The organism is Cryobacterium cryoconiti, assembly GCF_004403065.1.
Classification (GTDB): Bacteria; Actinomycetota; Actinomycetes; order Actinomycetales; family Microbacteriaceae; genus Cryobacterium; species Cryobacterium cryoconiti.
The window spans coordinates 544603-561295 of sequence record NZ_SOHA01000005.1 but is presented as its reverse complement, the minus strand read 5'-3'; the positions used below and the strand labels follow the sequence as shown (position 1 = coordinate 561295).

Below are 16693 nucleotides of genomic sequence, written 5' to 3'. Positions count from 1 at the left end.
GAAAAGCGATTTTCAGGAACTGGGCGATTGGCGCAGCGGTAGCGCGCTTCCCTGACACGGAAGAGGTCACTGGTTCGATCCCAGTATCGCCCACAGTTGCAGTGCGAGACAGATAAACCCCCGGTAACTCGGGGGTTTTTTTGTGCCCGATACCGCTGTGCCCATCCGGGTCGGGGTGCGCCGCTAAAGTTGATGGGGTTCGAACAATACTGAGGAGTAATACACGTGGCTGACGGCTTTGAGCTATTCACCGACCGGTCCGTTGTCGCAATGCGCGTCAACGGCGAGCTCAGGGATCTCGCCACGACGGTGACCCCGACCGACGTCGTCGAACCGGTGACGATCGGCTCTCCCGACGGTCTCAGCATCCTGCGCCACTCCGCGGCCCACGTGCTCGCCCAGGCCGTGCAGACCGTGAACCCCGCCGCGCGGCTGGGCATCGGCCCGCCCGTCACCGACGGTTTCTACTACGACTTCGACGTCGCAGAGGCATTCACCCCCGAGGACGTCAAGTCGCTCGAAAAGGCCATGGACCGGATCATCCGGCAGGGCCAGCGGTTCGTGCGCCGCGTCGTGACCGACGACCAGGCGAGGGAAGAACTTGCAGCGGAGCCGTACAAGTTGGAGCTGATCGGGCTCAAGGGCGGTGCCGCGGACACCGCCGACAACGAGTCGGTCGAGGTCGGCGGCGCCGAACTCACCATCTACGACAACGTGGACCCGAAGACGGGGGAGACGGTCTGGAAGGACCTCTGCCGAGGCCCGCACCTGCCGAACACCCGCATGATCGGCAACGGATACTCCCTGACCCGGCTGGCCGCCGCCTACTGGCGTGGTTCCGAGAAGAACCCGCAACTGCAGCGCATCTACGGCACCGCCTGGCCGACCAAGGACGAGTTGCGCGCCTACAAGGCCCGCCAGGAGGAGGCTGCCAAGCGCGACCACCGCAAGCTCGGCGCCGAACTGGACCTGTTCAGCTTTCCTGAGGAGATCGGGTCGGGTCTGCCTGTCTTCCACCCCAAGGGCGGCATCATCCGCCAGGAGATGGAGAACTACTCCCGCAAGCGGCACACCGAGGCCGGCTATGACTTCGTCTACACGCCTCACATCACCAAGTCGAACCTGTTCGAAACCTCCGGCCACCTCGACTGGTACTCCGACGGCATGTTCCCGCCCATGAAGCTCGATGCGGAGTACGACGCCGACGGTCATATGACCCGCCAGGGCGTCGACTATTACCTCAAGCCGATGAACTGCCCGTTCCACAACCTGATTTTCCGCTCCAGCGGCCGCAGCTATCGCGACCTGCCGATGCGACTGTTCGAATTCGGCTCCGTCTACCGCTACGAGAAGTCCGGGGTCGTGCACGGCCTCACCCGTGTGCGCGGCATGACGCAGGACGACGCGCACATCTACACCACCCGCGAAGGCATGAAGGACGAGCTCACCAGCACCCTGAATTTCGTGCTGAAGCTGCTCGCCGACTACGGCCTCGAGGACTACTACCTCGAACTGTCCACGAAGGACCCGAAGAAATTCGTCGGCACCGACGAGGCCTGGGCGGAAGCGACCGACACCCTGCGCGAGGTCGCCGAAGCATCCGGCCTCGAGCTCGTCGCCGACCCGGGCGGCGCCGCCTTCTACGGCCCGAAGATCTCCGTGCAGGCTCGCGACGCGATCGGCCGCACCTGGCAGATGTCCACGATTCAGCTGGACTTCAACCTGCCGGAGCGCTTCGACCTCGAATACACCGCCCCCGACGGCTCACGCCAGCGCCCGGTGATGATCCACCGCGCCCTGTTCGGATCGATCGAGCGCTTCTTCGCCGTGCTCACCGAGCACTACGCGGGGGCCTTCCCGGTGTGGCTGTCCCCGGTGCAGGTGGTGGGCATCCCGGTCTCCGAGCAGTACGGCCCGTACCTCGACGAGATCGTCGGCCGTCTCAAGGCCGCCGGCGTGCGTGCCGAGGTCGACCACTCCGACGACCGGATGCAGAAGAAGATCCGTAACCACACCAAGGCCAAGGTTCCGTTCCAGCTGATCGTCGGCGAGGACGACCGTGACAACGGTGCGGTCAGCTTCCGGTTCCGTGACGGCACCCAGGAGAACGGCGTACCGGCCGACGAGGCCATCCGTCGCATCATCGCTGCGATCGAGACACGGGCCCAGGTCACGACTCAGGGCCAGGCCTGACGTGGAGGAGCAGAGCGGCGGGTTCGAAGGGCTCGAACAGTCGTCCGATTTCGCCGCGGTCCCGGATGCCTTCCAACGGCTCTGGACACCCCACCGCATGGTCTACATCCAGGACGGGCAGCAGCCGCACGCCGACGCCTGCCCGTTCTGCCTGGCACCCAGCATGACCGACGAGAAGGCCCTGATCGTGGCGCGCGGTGAACACGCCTACGTGCTGCTGAACCTGTTCCCCTATAACAGCGGACACCTTCTGGTCTGCCCCTACCGGCACATTGCGACGTATGACGAGGCGAGCCCGGAGGAGATCGCCGAAATCGGTAGTCTGACCCAGGTGGCCATGCGCGTGCTCAAGGCGGTGTCCCACTGCGACGGGTTCAATATCGGCATGAACCAGGGCCGGATCGCGGGCGCCGGGATCGCCGAGCACCTGCACCAGCACATCGTTCCCCGCTGGGCGCTGGACTCGAACTTCTTCCCGATCATCGCCGGCACGAAGGCGATTCCCCGTCTGCTCGGCGATGTTCGACGCGAAGTCGCAGACGGCTGGCCGAAGGATGGCAACTAGCCGTATATACCTCCCCACCGGCACCCGCCGGCCGGAACCGACACCACCCAAGGAATAGAATCACAGCTATGACTGAAACCACTTCCGCCTTTGGTTCGAGCCGCGTCAAGCGTGGACTCGCCGACATGATGAAGGGCGGCGTCATCATGGACGTCGTCAACGCCGAGCAGGCACGCATCGCCGAGGACGCCGGTGCTGTCGCCGTCATGGCCCTTGAACGCGTACCCGCCGACATCCGCTCCCAGGGTGGTGTCGCCCGCATGAGCGACCCGGACCTGATCGACAGCATCATCGCCGAGGTCTCCATCCCCGTGATGGCCAAGGCACGGATCGGCCACTTCGTGGAAGCGCAGATCCTGCAGGCGCTGAACGTCGACTACATCGACGAGTCCGAGGTGCTCAGCCCCGCTGACTACGTCAACCACATCGACAAGTGGAACTTCACGGTTCCGTTCGTTTGCGGAGCCACCAACCTGGGTGAGGCGCTTCGCCGCATCACGGAGGGCGCGGCCATGATCCGGTCCAAGGGCGAGGCCGGCACCGGCGACGTCTCCGAGGCCATGAAGCACATCCGCACCATCAAGGGCGAGGTTGCGCGCCTGTCCGCCCTGAGCAAGGACGAACTGTACGTCGCCGCGAAGGAATTGCAGGCCCCGTACGAACTCGTCGCCGAGATCGCCTCCACCGGCAAGCTCCCCGTCGTGTTGTTCGTCGCCGGCGGCGTGGCCACCCCGGCCGACGCGGCCCTGATGATGCAGATGGGTGCGGACGGCGTGTTCGTCGGCTCCGGCATCTTCAAGTCGGGCAACCCGCAGGCTCGCGCGAACGCCATCGTCAAGGCCGTAACGTTCTACGACGACCCCAGTGTGATCGCCTCCGTCTCCCGCGGACTGGGCGAGGCCATGGTCGGCATCAACGTGTCCGACCTCGCCGCGCCGCACCGCCTCTCCGAGCGCGGCTGGTAGCCACCCGTTCGTGAGCGTTGGAGTTCTCGCCCTCCAGGGTGACTTTCGTGAGCATGCCGCGGTTCTTCGGAACCTCGGCGCCGAGGTCGAACTCATCCGCCGCCCGGAAGAACTGGCCCGCATCAGCGGGCTGGTGATTCCGGGCGGTGAATCCAGCGTGATGGACAAACTGGCGCGCGCGTTCGGCCTCGCCGACCCGCTCGCGAAGGCCGTGCGGGCCGGCTTGCCCGTGTATGGAACCTGCGCCGGGCTGATCATGCTCGCCGACTCCGTCATCGACGGGATCCGAGGCCAGCAGACCATCGGCGGGCTCGACATCGCGGTGCGCCGCAACGCCTTCGGCTCGCAGACGCTGTCCTTCGAGACCGACCTCGACGTTCCCGTGCTCGGCGCTTCGCCGGTGCATGCCGTGTTCATCCGGGCTCCCGTGGTGGAGACCGTCGGGCCCCGCGCCCGGGCCCTGGCCACGCTCCCCGACGGACGCTGCGTCGCGGTCGAGCAGGACAACCTGCTCGGCACCTCGTTCCACCCGGAGATCAGCGGGGAATACCGCTTCCACGAATATTTCCTGCAGAAGGTGGCCGACGCCCGCTTCCGTCACTAGGCTCCGCTCATGGCCGACTGGGTGGCGCTCCTGCGCGGAATCAACGTGAACGGGATCACCATCACAATGGCGGACCTGCAGGGTGTGTTCCGCGAACTCGGCCACACGCATGTCCGCACGGTCCTGGCCAGCGGCAACGTGCTGTTCACGTCGGGTGAAACGGATGCCGCGGCGCTCAAACTCCGGATCGAACGCGCCCTGTCCAACGCCTTCGGCTATCAGGCGTGGATCGTGCTCGTCGGCGTCGGCACCCTCGATGCGGTGGTGCGGGACTTCCCGTTCGACGCCCAGCGCGACGGCTGGCATCCCTATGTCGTCTTCGGAGCCGAACAATCCGCTCTCGACGAGTTGATCGAGGCGGCCGGTCCGCTCGACCCGCTCACGGAAGAGGTGCGGCCCGGGGCGAGCGTGCTCTACTGGCAGGTGCGCCGAAGCGTCGGCATCAACAGCCCGTTCAGCAAGCTCAGCGGCAGGGCCCGCTATCGGTCGACCACGACCACGCGCAACCTGCGCACACTGCACAAGGTGCTCGCCGCCGCCCCGGGCGCGTGAAGCCCGTCCCATCAGGCATCGCGGGTTAGAATGGGGCGCACTCCAAGGTGCAGCGACCAGTGGCACAGCAGTGCAGCGACCAGCGGCAGCGAGCACCCCGGCGCCAATCGACAGCCAAGTCACGACAGCCAAGTCACGACAGCCAAAGACAACGGGAGATTCATGTCCGGACATTCCAAGTGGGCGACAACGAAGCACCAGAAGGCGGTCACCGACTCGCGTCGGGCCAAGGCCTTCGCCAAGCTGATCAAGAACATCGAAGTCGCGGCCCGCATGGGCGGCGCCGACCTCTCCGGGAACCCGACCCTGGTCGACGCGATCCAGAAGGCCAAGAAGACCTCTGTTCCCAATGACAACATCGATCGTGCCGTCAAGCGCGGCGCCGGACTGTCCGGCGAAGTTGTCGACTACACGACCATCATGTACGAGGGCTACGCCGCGCACGGCGTCGCCGTGATGATCGAGTGTCTGACCGACAACAAGAACCGCGCGGCCGCCGAGGTGCGCACCACCATGTCCCGCAACGGCGGCAACATGGCCGACCCGGGCAGTGTTGCGTACAACTTCCACCGCAAGGGCATCGTCGTCGTGCCGAAGAGCAACGCCCTCACCGAAGACGACGTGCTCCTCGCCGTGCTCGACGCGGGTGCCGAAGAGGTCGTCGACGACGGGGAGAAATTCGAGGTCTTCAGCGAAGCGCACGACCTCGTCGCGACCCGCACCGCCCTGCAGACGGCGGGAATCGACTACGACTCCGCCGACATCGCCTTCGTGCCCCAGCTCAAGGTCGAGGTCGACGCCGAGACCGCCCGCAAGGTCTTCCGGCTGATCGACGCCCTCGAAGAGCTCGATGACGTGCAGAACATCTACAGCAACTACGACGTGTCGCCCGAGGTCATCGCGGAGCTTCAGGCCGAAGCCGAGTAACGCGGTGTCAGTCCGGGTTCTGGGCATCGATCCCGGGCTGACCCGCTGCGGGGTGGGCATCGTCGACGTCGCCGGCAACCGTTCCGCGACGCTCGTCGACGTGACCGTGCTGCGCAGCTCGCCCGACCTGCCCCTCGAGCAGCGGTTGCTGCTGATCAGCCGGGGCCTGGAAGACATGCTCGACCGCCACCAGCCTGCCGTCGTCGCCATCGAGCGGGTCTTCGCCCAGAACAACGTCAGCACGGTGATGGGAACGGCCCAGATCAGCGGCGTCGCCCTGCTCCTCGCGGCGCAGCGCGGACTCACCGTCACCCTGCACACCCCGAGCGAGGTCAAGGCCGCCATCACCGGGTACGGTTCCGCGGACAAGGCCCAGGTCGGCCTCATGGTCGCGCGGGTGCTGGGCCTGACCGAGGTACCCAAGCCGGCGGATGCCGCGGACGCCCTGGCCATCGCCATCTGCCACGCGTGGCGCACCGGTGCCTCCGGCGGCACCCTGCCCACGGCCGCCGACGTCGCACCCGGCATCCTGACGCCGGCCCAGAAGGCGTGGCGCGCCGCCGAGCGCAGCGCGGTGTCGTCGGTGCCCCGTAGTCTGAAGCGGTGATTGCTTCCGTACGTGGCCTTGTCCTGTCTGCCCTGGGTTCCGTGGCGGTGATCGAGGTCGGGGGAGTCGGCCTCGCTGTGCAGGTCACCCCGACGACCGCCCTGAGCCTCCGCGTCGGCACCGAAGCGCTGCTCTCCACCACGCTGATCGTGCGCGAAGACTCGCTCACGCTCTACGGCTTTCCGGCCGCAGATGAACTCGAGGTCTTCGAACTCCTGGTCGGCGTGACCGGGGTCGGGCCGAAATCTGCCCTCGGCGTGCTGGCGGTGCTCAGCCCCAGCCAGATCGCCCAAGCCGTCTCGTCCGAAGACGACGGCGCCTTCCGCAAGGTCAGCGGCATCGGCCCGAAGACGGCGAAACTGATCGTGCTGTCGCTGGCCGGCAAGGTCTTCGTCACGACCACGGCCGCGGCAGCCTCCCGCCCGGCGCCCACGAGCGCTTCGGCGAATGTGCAGGCGGCTCTGATCGGTCTCGGCTGGTCGGAGAAGGTGGCCGCGCAGGCCGTCGAGGAGACCCTCGCCGAGTCGAACGAACCAGAGCTGATCGGTGTGGCCGCCCTGCTCCGCCTGGTTCTGGCCCGACTCGGACCGGCCCAGCAGGCATCGGAGCGTCGCGCGTGAGCGGCGCGCAGGGCCTGGCGGGCGACCCCGGCGTTGAACTGACCCGGCCGGAACTCGAAGGCGACGCCGAACTGGCCTTCGAGGGGGCCTTGCGACCGCGCAGCCTGGGCGAGTTCGTCGGCCAGCAGAAGGTGCGCGGTCAACTCCAGCTGCTGCTGACGGCGGCCACCATGCAGAGCCGCACCCCCGATCACATCCTCCTCGCGGGCCCGCCCGGGCTCGGCAAGACCACCCTCGCCATGATCATCGCCTATGAGGGCAACCGACCGTTACGGATGTCCAGCGGCCCGGCCATCCAGCACGCGGGCGACCTCGCAGCCGTGCTCTCATCGCTGGTGCCGGGGGAGGTGCTCTTCATCGACGAGATCCACCGGATGGCCCGTTCCGCCGAGGAAATGCTCTACCTGGCCATGGAAGACTTCCGTATCGACATCATGGTCGGCAAGGGTGCCGGAGCCACCTCCGTGCCGCTCGACCTGGCGCCGTTCACCCTCGTGGGTGCCACCACCCGGTCCGGGCTGCTGCCCAACCCGCTTCGCGACCGGTTCGGTTTCACCGCCCACCTGGAGTTCTACGCCGACCACGAACTCGAACAGGTCCTCGGTCGCGCCGCCAAGCTGCTCGACCTCGTCATCGAGAAGGAGGCCTTGGCCGAGATCGCCGGCCGCTGCCGCGGCACGCCGCGAATCGCCAACCGTCTCCTCCGACGGGTTCGCGACTATGCGCTGGTGCACGGGGGAGACGCCGATCTCGCCGCCGTTCACGCCGCCCTCGAGCTCTACGACGTGGACGCCATCGGCCTCGACCGGCTCGACCGGGAGGTGATGCGCATCATCCTGACCCGTTTTGGGGGAGGACCGGTGGGTCTCAACACCCTGGCGGTCTCCGTGGGCGAGGAGTCCGAGACCATCGAGGCAGTCGTGGAGCCGTTCCTCGTGCGAATCGGTTTTCTGATGCGCACCCCGCGTGGACGCGTGGCCACCCCGGAGGCGTGGCGGCATTTCGGCCTGAGCGCACCTCAGGCAGGCGGGCCGCCAGTGCCTCTTATGCTGGATGACCTATAATTCGAGTTGGTTCGCCTAGAACCATTCGTGCGGGTTCCCCCCGGAACCGGCACGCACAGACTTCGGCCCTCGTGCCGCTACCGGAAGGTTCACAGTTTTATGGATCCGTTGACTCTTGTCATGCTCGCCGTTCTCGCGGCGCTCGTGTTCTTCATGTTCCGCAACAGCCGCAAGCGCCAGAAGGATCAGGCTGCACTGCAGTCCCAGATGGTCGTCGGAGCCGACGTGATGACCAACTTCGGCCTGTACGGCACGATCATCGCGATCGATGAAGAAGCGAACAAGGTCGCCCTTGAGATCGCTCCGGGCACCGTCGTTCAGCTGCACCGTCAGACCATCGCCCGTGTCGTCGAACCGATCGTGGCCGAGCCTGAAGATGAGGGTGTCGCCGAACTGAACCAGGACAACGCCACCGTCATGGGCGAGCCCGACTTCGGCCAGCGCATCGCAGACACCGACGACGAGCCCAAAAAGGGCGACGCGTAACCAATCCCTCTCCATGCCCGCGCCTCGGCGCGGGCATGAGCATGAGCATAGAAAGCTGAGTTCTCTGGTGGCAAAGTCGTCTCCGGCCAAGAAGGCCTGGCGTTCCCTCACGTGGCTGGGTGTGATCATCGTCGGCCTGATCGCGCTCAACACGGCCGGCGTCCTCACCGGCGGCGGATCCTGGACGCCCAAGCTGGCCCTCGACCTCGAGGGTGGCACGCAGATCATCCTCGCGCCGAAGCTCGAAACCGGGCAGTCCGTCTCCTCGGACCAGCTGAACGAGGCCGTGAAGATCATCCGGCAACGCATCGACTCGGCGGGAGTCTCCGAAGCGGAGATCAACACCCAGGGCGGCCAGAACATCGTCGTGTCCATCCCCGGTGTGCCGGACGACGCCACCATCAACCGGATCGAGTCCTCGGCCAAGCTCGAGTTCCGGCCGGTCCTCGTCGCCGGAGCACCCTCGGTGGCAGCCGTGGGTGAAGACGTGATCGGCGAAGACGGTGTGGCCACGCCCGCCCCGGCGCCCACGGTCGACCCCAGCCTGGAGAGCACCCCCACCGCGGTTCCCACCGACGGGAGCGACCTGAACTGGATCACTCCCGCTCTCCAGGCCGAGTACGAAGCCTTCGATTGCAGCAAGATCGACAACACCAGTGTGGCCCCGGCCGACGAGCCTCTGATCACCTGCGAGTCCGACGGGTCGATCAAGTACATCCTCGGGCCGGTGGAAGTCAGCGGTGAGAACGTCTCCGACGCCACCAACGGCCAGCAGACCACCCAGAGCGGCGCCACCACCGGCGAATGGGTCGTCAACATCGTCTTCGACAGCACGGGAGCGAAGTACTTCGCCACGGTCAGCACGCGGCTGAGCGGACTCACCGGGGCTCAGAACCAGTTCGCGATCGTGCTCGACGGCAACGTCATCTCCGCCCCGCGCACCCTCGCCGTCATCACCGACGGCAACGCGCAGATCAGCGGCAACTTCGACCAGGATTCCTCCAAGGCCCTCGCCGACCAGCTCAAATTCGGCGCCCTGCCGATCAGCTTCACGGTGCAGAGCCAGGACACCATCTCCGCCACCCTCGGCTCGAGCCAGCTCACCGGTGGCCTGATCGCCGGTCTGATCGGCCTCATCCTGGTCGTGATCTACTCGCTCATCCAATACCGGCTGCTCGGGCTTGTCACGGTCGCGTCTCTCACCGTCGCCGCCGTCATCACCTATCTGTTGATCACGATCCTGTCCTGGCGGGAGGGCTACCGCCTGTCCCTGGCCGGCGTCGCCGGTCTGATCGTCGCGATCGGCATCACGGCGGACTCCTTCATCGTCTACTTCGAGCGTGTGCGTGACGAACTCCGGGACGGCCGCGGGCTCGAGTCCTCGGTGGAAGCCGGCTGGAAGCGCGCCCTGCGCACCATCCTCGCCTCCGACGCCGTCAACATCCTGGCGGCCGGTGTTCTGTTCATCGTCGCCGTCGGCAATGTGAAGGGCTTCGCCCTCACCCTCGGACTCACCACCCTGGTCGACGTGCTCGTCGTCATGCTCTTCACGCACCCGATGCTCCAGCTGCTTGCGCGCACCCGGTTCTTCAACGAGGGTCACAAGTACAGTGGGCTCGACCCGCGGGCACTGGGCGCCGCCTACCGCGGCCGGGCAACGTTCAAGACGGCGTCGGACATGCCGTCCGCCAAACTGTCCTCGGCCAGCCGTGAGGCAGCCAAACGCCAGACCATCGCCGAACGCAAGGCAGCAGAACTCGTCGGTTCCAGTACGGATCGATCGACCGATGGGAAGGATTCCTAATGGCCAGCTTCGCCCAGTTCGGCAACGATCTGCACACCGGTAAGCGTTCGTTCGACATCGTCGGACGCCGCAAGACCTGGTACCTGGTCGCCCTGGTGGCTCTCCTCGTGGCCATTGTGGTTCCCCAGCTGCGCGGCGGATTCGTCTTCGGCATCGAATTCACGGGAGGATCCGAGTTCAAGATCTCCGATGTGGCCGAGCAGGACCAGGCCGCGGCCGCCGACGCGGTGACCGAGGTTGTGCCGCTGGCCGCGCCGAAGGTGACCAGCGTCAGCACCACCGGCATCCGGGTACAGACCGACCAGCTCACCAGCGACGAGACCCGCGAGGTGCGCGCCGCCCTGGCGGATGCCTTCGAGGTGCCGATCGAACAGGTCACCGCCTCCTTCATCGGCGCGACCTGGGGCCAGGACATCACCGGTCAGGCCCTGCGCGGACTCCTCATCTTCCTCGTGCTCGCCGCCATCGGCATGGCCCTGTACTTCCGCACCTGGAAGATGTCGCTCGCGGCCATGACGGCGCTGATGCACGACCTCGTCATCACCGCCGGTATCTACGGCATCACCGGGTTCGAGATCACCCCGGCGGCCGTGATCGGATTCCTCACCATCCTCGGTTACTCGCTCTACGACACCGTCGTGGTCTTCGACAAGATCCGTGAGAACACGACCGAACCCGGTGCGGAGACGCGCACGTTCGGCGAGTCGGTCAACCTTGCGGTCAACCAGACCTTGGTGCGCTCGATCAACACCTCGGTCGTCGCGGTGCTGCCGGTGGCCTCGATCCTCTTCATCGGAACCCTCGTGCTCGGGGCCGGAACCCTGCGGGACATCTCGCTGGCCCTGCTGATCGGCATCATCGCCGGCGCCTACTCGACGATCTTCATCGCGTCGCCGCTGTACGCTCAGATCCGCTCCGCGGAGCCGGCCGTGCGGAGGGCCGACCAGAAGGTGCTCGCCCAGCGGGCGAAGGCCGGCTCTGTGAAGGCCGGCTCTGTGAAGGTGGCCGAGCAGGTCGAGGCCTGACAGCGAGACTCGTCCTGCCCGGGCCGGAGTGGTAAGCAACCGGCCCGGGAGCAGTGATAATTGATCAAACGGATGGAGGCGACCAGGTGACCGAGCTGACAACCCCGCCTGCCTCCCCGGCTCCGCTCCCGCCCGCGTCACTGCGGCGACTGGTGCCCCGGATCTTCTCCCGGGCCCAGCCTGTCGGAGCCGTCGACACGCTGCTGAAGACCCTGCGGATGCACCACCCCAAGGTGGACCTGTCGATCATCGAGCGTGCCTACTCCGTTGCCGAACAGGCCCATGAGGGGCAGTTCCGGCGCAGCGGGGAGCCGTACATCACGCATCCGGTCGCAGTCGCCCAGATCCTGGCGGATCTGGGCATCGGACCGAAGACCGTCTCTGCCGCGCTGCTGCACGACACCGTCGAGGACACCGAGTACACCCTTGACCAGCTTCGTGGTGATTTCGGTGACGAGATCACCATGCTCGTCGACGGTGTGACCAAGCTCGACAAGGTCAAGTACGGCGACAGCACGCAGGCCGAGACCGTGCGCAAGATGATCGTCGCGATGTCGAAGGACATCCGGGTCCTGATCATCAAACTCGCCGACCGCCTGCACAATGCGCGCACCTGGGGTTTCGTTCCGGCCGAGTCGGCGATGCGCAAAGCCACCGAGACCCTGGAGATCTACGCCCCGCTCGCGCACCGGCTGGGCATCCAAACCATCAAATGGGAGCTCGAAGACCTGTCCTTCGCGGTGCTGTACCCCAAGCTCTACGCCGAGATCGACAGCCTCGTCAAACAACGCACACCCCAACGGGAAGAGTTCGTGCAGCACGTCATCGACTCGATCGTCGACGACCTGAAGGCCGCTCGCATCCGGGGCAAGGTGGCCGGTCGACCCAAGCAGTACTACTCGATCTACCAGAAGATGGTCGTGCGCGGCCGCGACTTCGACGAGATCTACGACCTGGTCGGCATCCGGGTGCTCGTCAATTCGGTGCGGGACTGCTACGCGGTGCTCGGCGCCATCCATGCCCGCTGGACTCCGCTGCCCGGCCGGTTCAAGGACTACATCGCCACCCCCAAGTTCAACCTGTACCAGTCCCTGCACACCACGGTCCTCGGCCCGAGCGGCCGTGCGGTGGAAATCCAGATCCGCACGCAGGAGATGCACCAGCGTGCCGAGTTCGGTGTGGCCTCGCACTGGAAGTACAAGGAACAGACCACCGGTAAGAGCGCCGGTCCCGGCCCGCAGAGCGACACCGACATGGCGTGGCTCGCGCACATCTCGGACTGGCAGGCCGAGACGGCCGACCCGGGGGAGTTCCTCGACTCGCTCCGGTACGAGATCGGCGCCAAAGAGGTCTACGTCTTCACACCCAAGGGTCGCGTGATCGGCCTGCCTGCCGACGCCACCCCGGTCGACTTCGCCTACGCGGTGCACACCGAGGTCGGGCACCGCACGATGGGCGCCAAGGTCAACGGCCGCCTGGTGCCGCTCGAGAGCCCACTTCTCACCGGAGACGTCGTAGAGGTCTTCACCTCGAAGAACCCCGACTCCGGACCCAGCAAGGACTGGCTGAACTTCGTCAAGAGCCCCCGGGCGCGCAACAAGATCCGGCAGTGGTTCACCAAGGAACGCCGCGACGAGGCGATCGAGCAGGGCCGGGATGCCATCGCCCGCGCCATGCGCAAGCAGAACCTGCCGCTGCAGAAACTGATGAACCAGGACTCCTTCGCCGAGGTCGCCGCGGTGATGAAGTACGAAGACGTCTCCGCGCTGTACGCGGCCGTCGGCGAAGGCCACGTGTCCACGCAGTCGGTCCTGGAGAAGGTCGTCGCCACGTTGCAGAGCGTCGAGGAGAGCGACGCGACCGACCTTCCCTTCGCACCCCACGGCCGCACGCAGACGCTGCGAAACAGTGACTCCGGAATCCTCGTGCGCGGTGCGCCCGACATCCTGGTGAAGCTCGCCCGCTGCTGCACGCCCGTTCCCGGTGACAAGGTCGTCGGGTTCATCACCCGCGGGGCCGGTGTGTCCGTGCACCAGGCATCCTGCCGCAATGTGCAGTCCCTGCTCAAGGAGCCCGAACGGATGATCGAGGTCGATTGGGCGCCCACGTCCAAGAGCCTCTTCCTGGTGCAGATTCAGATCGAAGCCCTCGACCGGTCCGGGCTGCTCTCCGACGTCACCCGCGTTCTGTCCGAGCACCACGTCAACATCCTGTCGGCGACGGTGCACACCTCGACCGATCGCCTCGCGATCAGCCGGTTCGTCTTCGAGATGGGGGACACCACCCACCTCGACCGCGTGCTGAACGCCGTGCGGCGGATCGACGCCGTGTACGACGTGTACCGCGTCAACGACGGCTGACCCGCACCACGCGGTGCCGACGCGCTAGTACGTGTCGAGATATCGTTGCACGTCGTCCAGCCGGGCGAGGGCCTGCGCCTTGAACGGCAGGTTGGGCGCCTCCAGCAGGCGGCGCGCGGGCTCGACGGTGGTGTGGCCCGCGAACCGGATGAGCGCCGCGATCAGCGGGACCCGGTCCACGGCAGCCTGGAAGGGTTCGCCTGCCGGGTCGGCCGGCTCGGCGTCGTCATGCGGCCAGCGTGCCAGGTCGACGGCCGTCCGCAGGGGCAGGGTGACGCGCAGGCCGGAGATGCTCTGAAGCTGGTCCGAGGGACAGCTGAGCTCGCGGATCTGCAGTCGCGGCGATGGCACCAGTTTCATCCGTGCCGAAACCTGCACGCAGAATTGGTGGCGGCGCGGCACGGGTGCCAGACCGTAGATCCAGGCCGCCGTCATCCGCTCGGCGATCGCCCGCGGCGACGATGGAAGCAGTCCGGCGGCACGGGCGCGCCGAGCGGCATCGTCAATCTCGTCGACCGGGCACCAGAAGTCGCCCAGGCTGAAGAGTTCCCCATCGAGCCGGGCGCTGCACAGCTCGGCGAGGGGAAGGTCCCGGGAAGAGAGCACTGAGCGCAGCCGCGAGGTCATCGACACAGCGTGCGGCCACGGTCGGCCGACCGGAACGCAGAACGGGGATCTGTGGACAGATCCCCGTTCGGCGTGCTGTGGATGGTTGGCTACTGGCTATTGGCTACTGGCCGATGGCCTTCAGCCACGCCTTCCGGGTCTCGAGGGCCTCGGTGGCGGCGGCGATGGCCGCGGCGTCGCCACCGGCCTGCGCGGTGGCCAGTTCGGCCTCGAGCTTGGTGATGGCGTCGTGCAGCTGGCCGGCCATACCCTCAGCGCGAGCCTTGGTCTCCGGGTTGTTGCGCTTCCAGTGGTCGTCGTCGAGCTTGCGCACGGCGGCTTCCACCTTGCGCATGCGGTCCTCGACGGATTTGACCGAGTCGCGGGGAACCTTGCCGATGGCATCCCAGCGACGCTGGATCGAGCTCAGCGCGGTGCGCGCCTTCGCCCGGTCCGTCTCGTTCAGCAGCAGTTCCGCCTCGGTGAGCAGTTCGAGCTTGAGCGTCAGGTTGCCCGCGAACTCCTCGTCGTCCTGCGCATCGATCTCGGACTTCACCGAGTAGAGCACGTCGCCGGCAGCCTTGAACTTGGCCCACATGGCGTCGTCCTGCTTCTTGCCGCTACGGCCGGCGAGCTTCCACTCGTCGAGAAGGTTGCGGTAGGCCGGGATGCCGTCGGCACCCTTGGGCGCGAGCGCTTCGGCCTGCTCGATCAGGTGCTGCTTGCGGTTGCGAACGTCTTTGTGAGCACTGTCCAGCTCAGCGAAGAACGCCTTGCGGTTCTGCTCGATCGTGGTGCGGGCGGCACGGAAACGCTTCCACAGGTCATTGGCCTCACCCTTGGGGATGCGCGGAGCGTCGTGCTGGTGGGCCTGCCACTTGGCGAAGAGAGCCTCGAGAGCAGCGCTGGTCTGCTTCCACTGCGTCTTGGCCGGATCTTCGGCGGCGAGAGCCTCGGCCTCGGCGACGATCGCGGCCCGCTCGGCGATGGCCGCGGTGGCCGCTGCCTTCGCTTCGGCGCCCTGCTGCTCGGTGAGCTCGGTGACGGCACCGCCGAGGGCGCCCAGGCGAGCGGCCAGCGCTGCCAGGTTGCCGACCGCGTTGGCGGTCGCCACGGTCTCCGTCAGGTGTTTGACGGATTTCGCGATGTCGGCGGCGGGAGCTCCACCCTTGGCGCGCTGTTCGAGGAGCGTGACCTGGCCGTTGAGCTCGACGTATTTACGTTCGAAGTAGGCCAGTGCCTCCTCCGGCGTCGCGTCGGGATACTGACCGACGGCGCGTTCGCCTGATGCTTCGCGCACGTAAACCGTGCCGGTTTCGTCTACGCGACCCCATGGTTGCTGATCTGTCGTAGTCAAGAGCCTCACCTTAATGATGTCGTTGTGTGTGCCCACGGATGAGCCAATACAGAACCAAGCTTATTGCAAGCCTGACCGCTGTTTGTCTGTTCTACTGAACTGATACCTCAGTGATGCTCGTCGGCACCGCGGGGGCGCCGTCCGCAGAGCCGTCGGCGACGCCGGCATCCGTGATCTGGGCCTTGATTTCGTCCAGCCCGCTCGTGACCTTGCCGAGGACCGTGTAGCCGCCCACCGCGTCCGCCGGGATGGTCGTGTCGTCGTACACGATGAAGAACTGGCTGCCCATGCTGTACGCGTTGCCGCCCTGGCGGGCCATGGCCAGCGTGCCGGCCGGGTACACGTTGTCGGCGGGGGCGTTCTCGATCGGCCCGTAGCTGTAACCGGGCCCACCGGAACCGGTACCCTCCGGGTCGCCGCACTGCAGCACGAAGAAGCCGCCGTCGGTCAGCCGGTGACAGGTCACATCCTGGTAGAAACCGGTGTTGATCAAGTCGATCGTCGACGACACGGCCTGCGGGGCCAGGGCGCCGTCGAGTTCGATCCCGAGCGGGATGTCATTGAGAGCCAGCGTGCCGCTCCAGGTGCGGTCCTCGGCGAGGGAACTGGGGGGCACGTCGCCCGTGTTGGCATTCTCGGACGGGTCCGCCGAAGCGCTGGGCGTGGCCGAGGCCGCGGTCGAGGGAGCCGTGCTGCCGGGGCCGGCGGAGAAGAACAGGATCTGGGCCCCGACGGCCAGGGCCACGACGGCAACCCCGGCGACTCCGGCGATGACGTTGTCCCGTGTGCGCCGCTTCACCTGGTGTTCGTTCACCGTCCGACGGGCCTGGAATGCGCGCACTCGAACGCGCGCTTCACGGGCTTCACGATCTTGCTTCTTGTTCGGTACCACGTCGTAGCCTCCAGGCGGCCTTCAGTGGAGGCCAGATCGAGCAGGAATGGCCGGGCGGCAACGCCC

Annotated in this window: 16 protein-coding genes and 1 tRNA gene; 14 read left to right on the top strand and 3 right to left on the bottom strand. The window is 66.6% G+C overall.

The annotated features are described in order from the left end of the window. The first annotated feature begins 21 nt into the window (after positions 1-21). The 14 genes from E3T49_RS04050 to E3T49_RS03985 all read left to right on the top strand — a co-directional run bounded on the left by E3T49_RS04050 (position 22) and on the right by E3T49_RS03985 (position 13772). Positions 22-93 (top strand) — tRNA-Val (locus tag E3T49_RS04050). 177 nt (positions 94-270) lie between these two features. After that, positions 271-2193, top strand: coding sequence for a threonine--tRNA ligase (gene thrS / locus E3T49_RS04045; protein ID WP_241972631.1), 1923 nt, complete (start codon positions 271-273; stop codon positions 2191-2193). 1 nt (position 2194) lies between these two features. Continuing rightward, positions 2195-2758 carry an HIT family protein gene (locus E3T49_RS04040; RefSeq protein ID WP_134423637.1) on the top strand — a complete coding sequence of 188 codons (564 nt, stop codon included), beginning with the start codon at positions 2195-2197 and terminating at the stop codon, positions 2756-2758. 68 nt (positions 2759-2826) lie between these two features. Then, positions 2827-3723 carry a pyridoxal 5'-phosphate synthase lyase subunit PdxS gene (gene pdxS, locus E3T49_RS04035; RefSeq protein WP_134423636.1) on the top strand — a complete coding sequence of 299 codons (897 nt, stop codon included), beginning with the start codon at positions 2827-2829 and terminating at the stop codon, positions 3721-3723. Positions 3724-3733: 10 nt separating this feature from the next. Beyond that, positions 3734-4327, top strand: a complete 594-nt coding sequence (gene pdxT, locus E3T49_RS04030) for a pyridoxal 5'-phosphate synthase glutaminase subunit PdxT (protein ID WP_134423635.1) — start codon at positions 3734-3736, stop codon at positions 4325-4327. A gap of 9 nt (positions 4328-4336) precedes the next feature. Beyond that, the gene (locus E3T49_RS04025) at positions 4337-4879 is read left to right on the top strand and encodes a DUF1697 domain-containing protein (RefSeq protein WP_134423634.1); all 543 of its coding nucleotides are present in this window, start codon (positions 4337-4339) and stop codon (positions 4877-4879) included. Between the two features lie 162 nt (positions 4880-5041). Next, positions 5042-5806, top strand: a complete 765-nt coding sequence (locus tag E3T49_RS04020; protein ID WP_134423633.1) for a YebC/PmpR family DNA-binding transcriptional regulator — start codon at positions 5042-5044, stop codon at positions 5804-5806. Between the two features lie 4 nt (positions 5807-5810). Next, positions 5811-6413, top strand: coding sequence for a crossover junction endodeoxyribonuclease RuvC (gene ruvC / locus E3T49_RS04015; RefSeq protein ID WP_241972619.1), 603 nt, complete (start codon positions 5811-5813; stop codon positions 6411-6413). After that, on the top strand, positions 6410-7033 hold the full coding sequence (gene ruvA / locus E3T49_RS04010) for a Holliday junction branch migration protein RuvA (protein ID WP_134423631.1): 624 nt from the start codon (positions 6410-6412) through the stop codon (positions 7031-7033). Before ruvC ends, ruvA begins: the two co-directional genes overlap by 4 nt. A 14-nt stretch (positions 7034-7047) precedes the next feature. Continuing rightward, the gene (gene ruvB, locus E3T49_RS04005; protein ID WP_134423685.1) at positions 7048-8097 is read left to right on the top strand and encodes a Holliday junction branch migration DNA helicase RuvB; all 1050 of its coding nucleotides are present in this window, start codon (positions 7048-7050) and stop codon (positions 8095-8097) included. A 99-nt stretch (positions 8098-8196) separates the two neighbouring features. Then, positions 8197-8583: a preprotein translocase subunit YajC gene (gene yajC, locus E3T49_RS04000; RefSeq protein ID WP_134423630.1), complete on the top strand. Its 387-nt coding sequence runs from the start codon at positions 8197-8199 to the stop codon at positions 8581-8583. Positions 8584-8650: 67 nt separating this feature from the next. Then, positions 8651-10387 carry a protein translocase subunit SecD gene (gene secD, locus E3T49_RS03995; protein WP_134423629.1) on the top strand — a complete coding sequence of 579 codons (1737 nt, stop codon included), beginning with the start codon at positions 8651-8653 and terminating at the stop codon, positions 10385-10387. After that, complete coding sequence (secF, locus tag E3T49_RS03990) at positions 10387-11412, top strand: protein translocase subunit SecF (protein ID WP_134423628.1); 1026 nt, start codon at positions 10387-10389, stop codon at positions 11410-11412. The genes secD and secF overlap by 1 nt, the downstream gene beginning before the upstream one ends. A gap of 86 nt (positions 11413-11498) precedes the next feature. Beyond that, the gene (locus E3T49_RS03985; RefSeq protein ID WP_420898524.1) at positions 11499-13772 is read left to right on the top strand and encodes a RelA/SpoT family protein; all 2274 of its coding nucleotides are present in this window, start codon (positions 11499-11501) and stop codon (positions 13770-13772) included. A 24-nt stretch (positions 13773-13796) separates the two neighbouring features. Here the strand turns inward: E3T49_RS03985 and E3T49_RS03980 are convergent, their stop codons facing one another. The 3 genes from E3T49_RS03980 to E3T49_RS03970 form a co-directional block, all read right to left on the bottom strand. Next, complete coding sequence (locus tag E3T49_RS03980) at positions 13797-14399, bottom strand: hypothetical protein (RefSeq protein WP_134423627.1); 603 nt, start codon at positions 14397-14399, stop codon at positions 13797-13799. Positions 14400-14502: 103 nt separating this feature from the next. Next, on the bottom strand, positions 14503-15735 hold the full coding sequence (locus tag E3T49_RS03975; protein ID WP_134423626.1) for a DUF349 domain-containing protein: 1233 nt from the start codon (positions 15733-15735) through the stop codon (positions 14503-14505). Between the two features lie 91 nt (positions 15736-15826). Then, positions 15827-16627 (bottom strand): peptidylprolyl isomerase, encoded by an 801-nt coding sequence (locus E3T49_RS03970; protein WP_134423625.1) that lies wholly within the window; start codon positions 16625-16627, stop codon positions 15827-15829. Between the last annotated feature and the right edge of the window lie 66 nt (positions 16628-16693).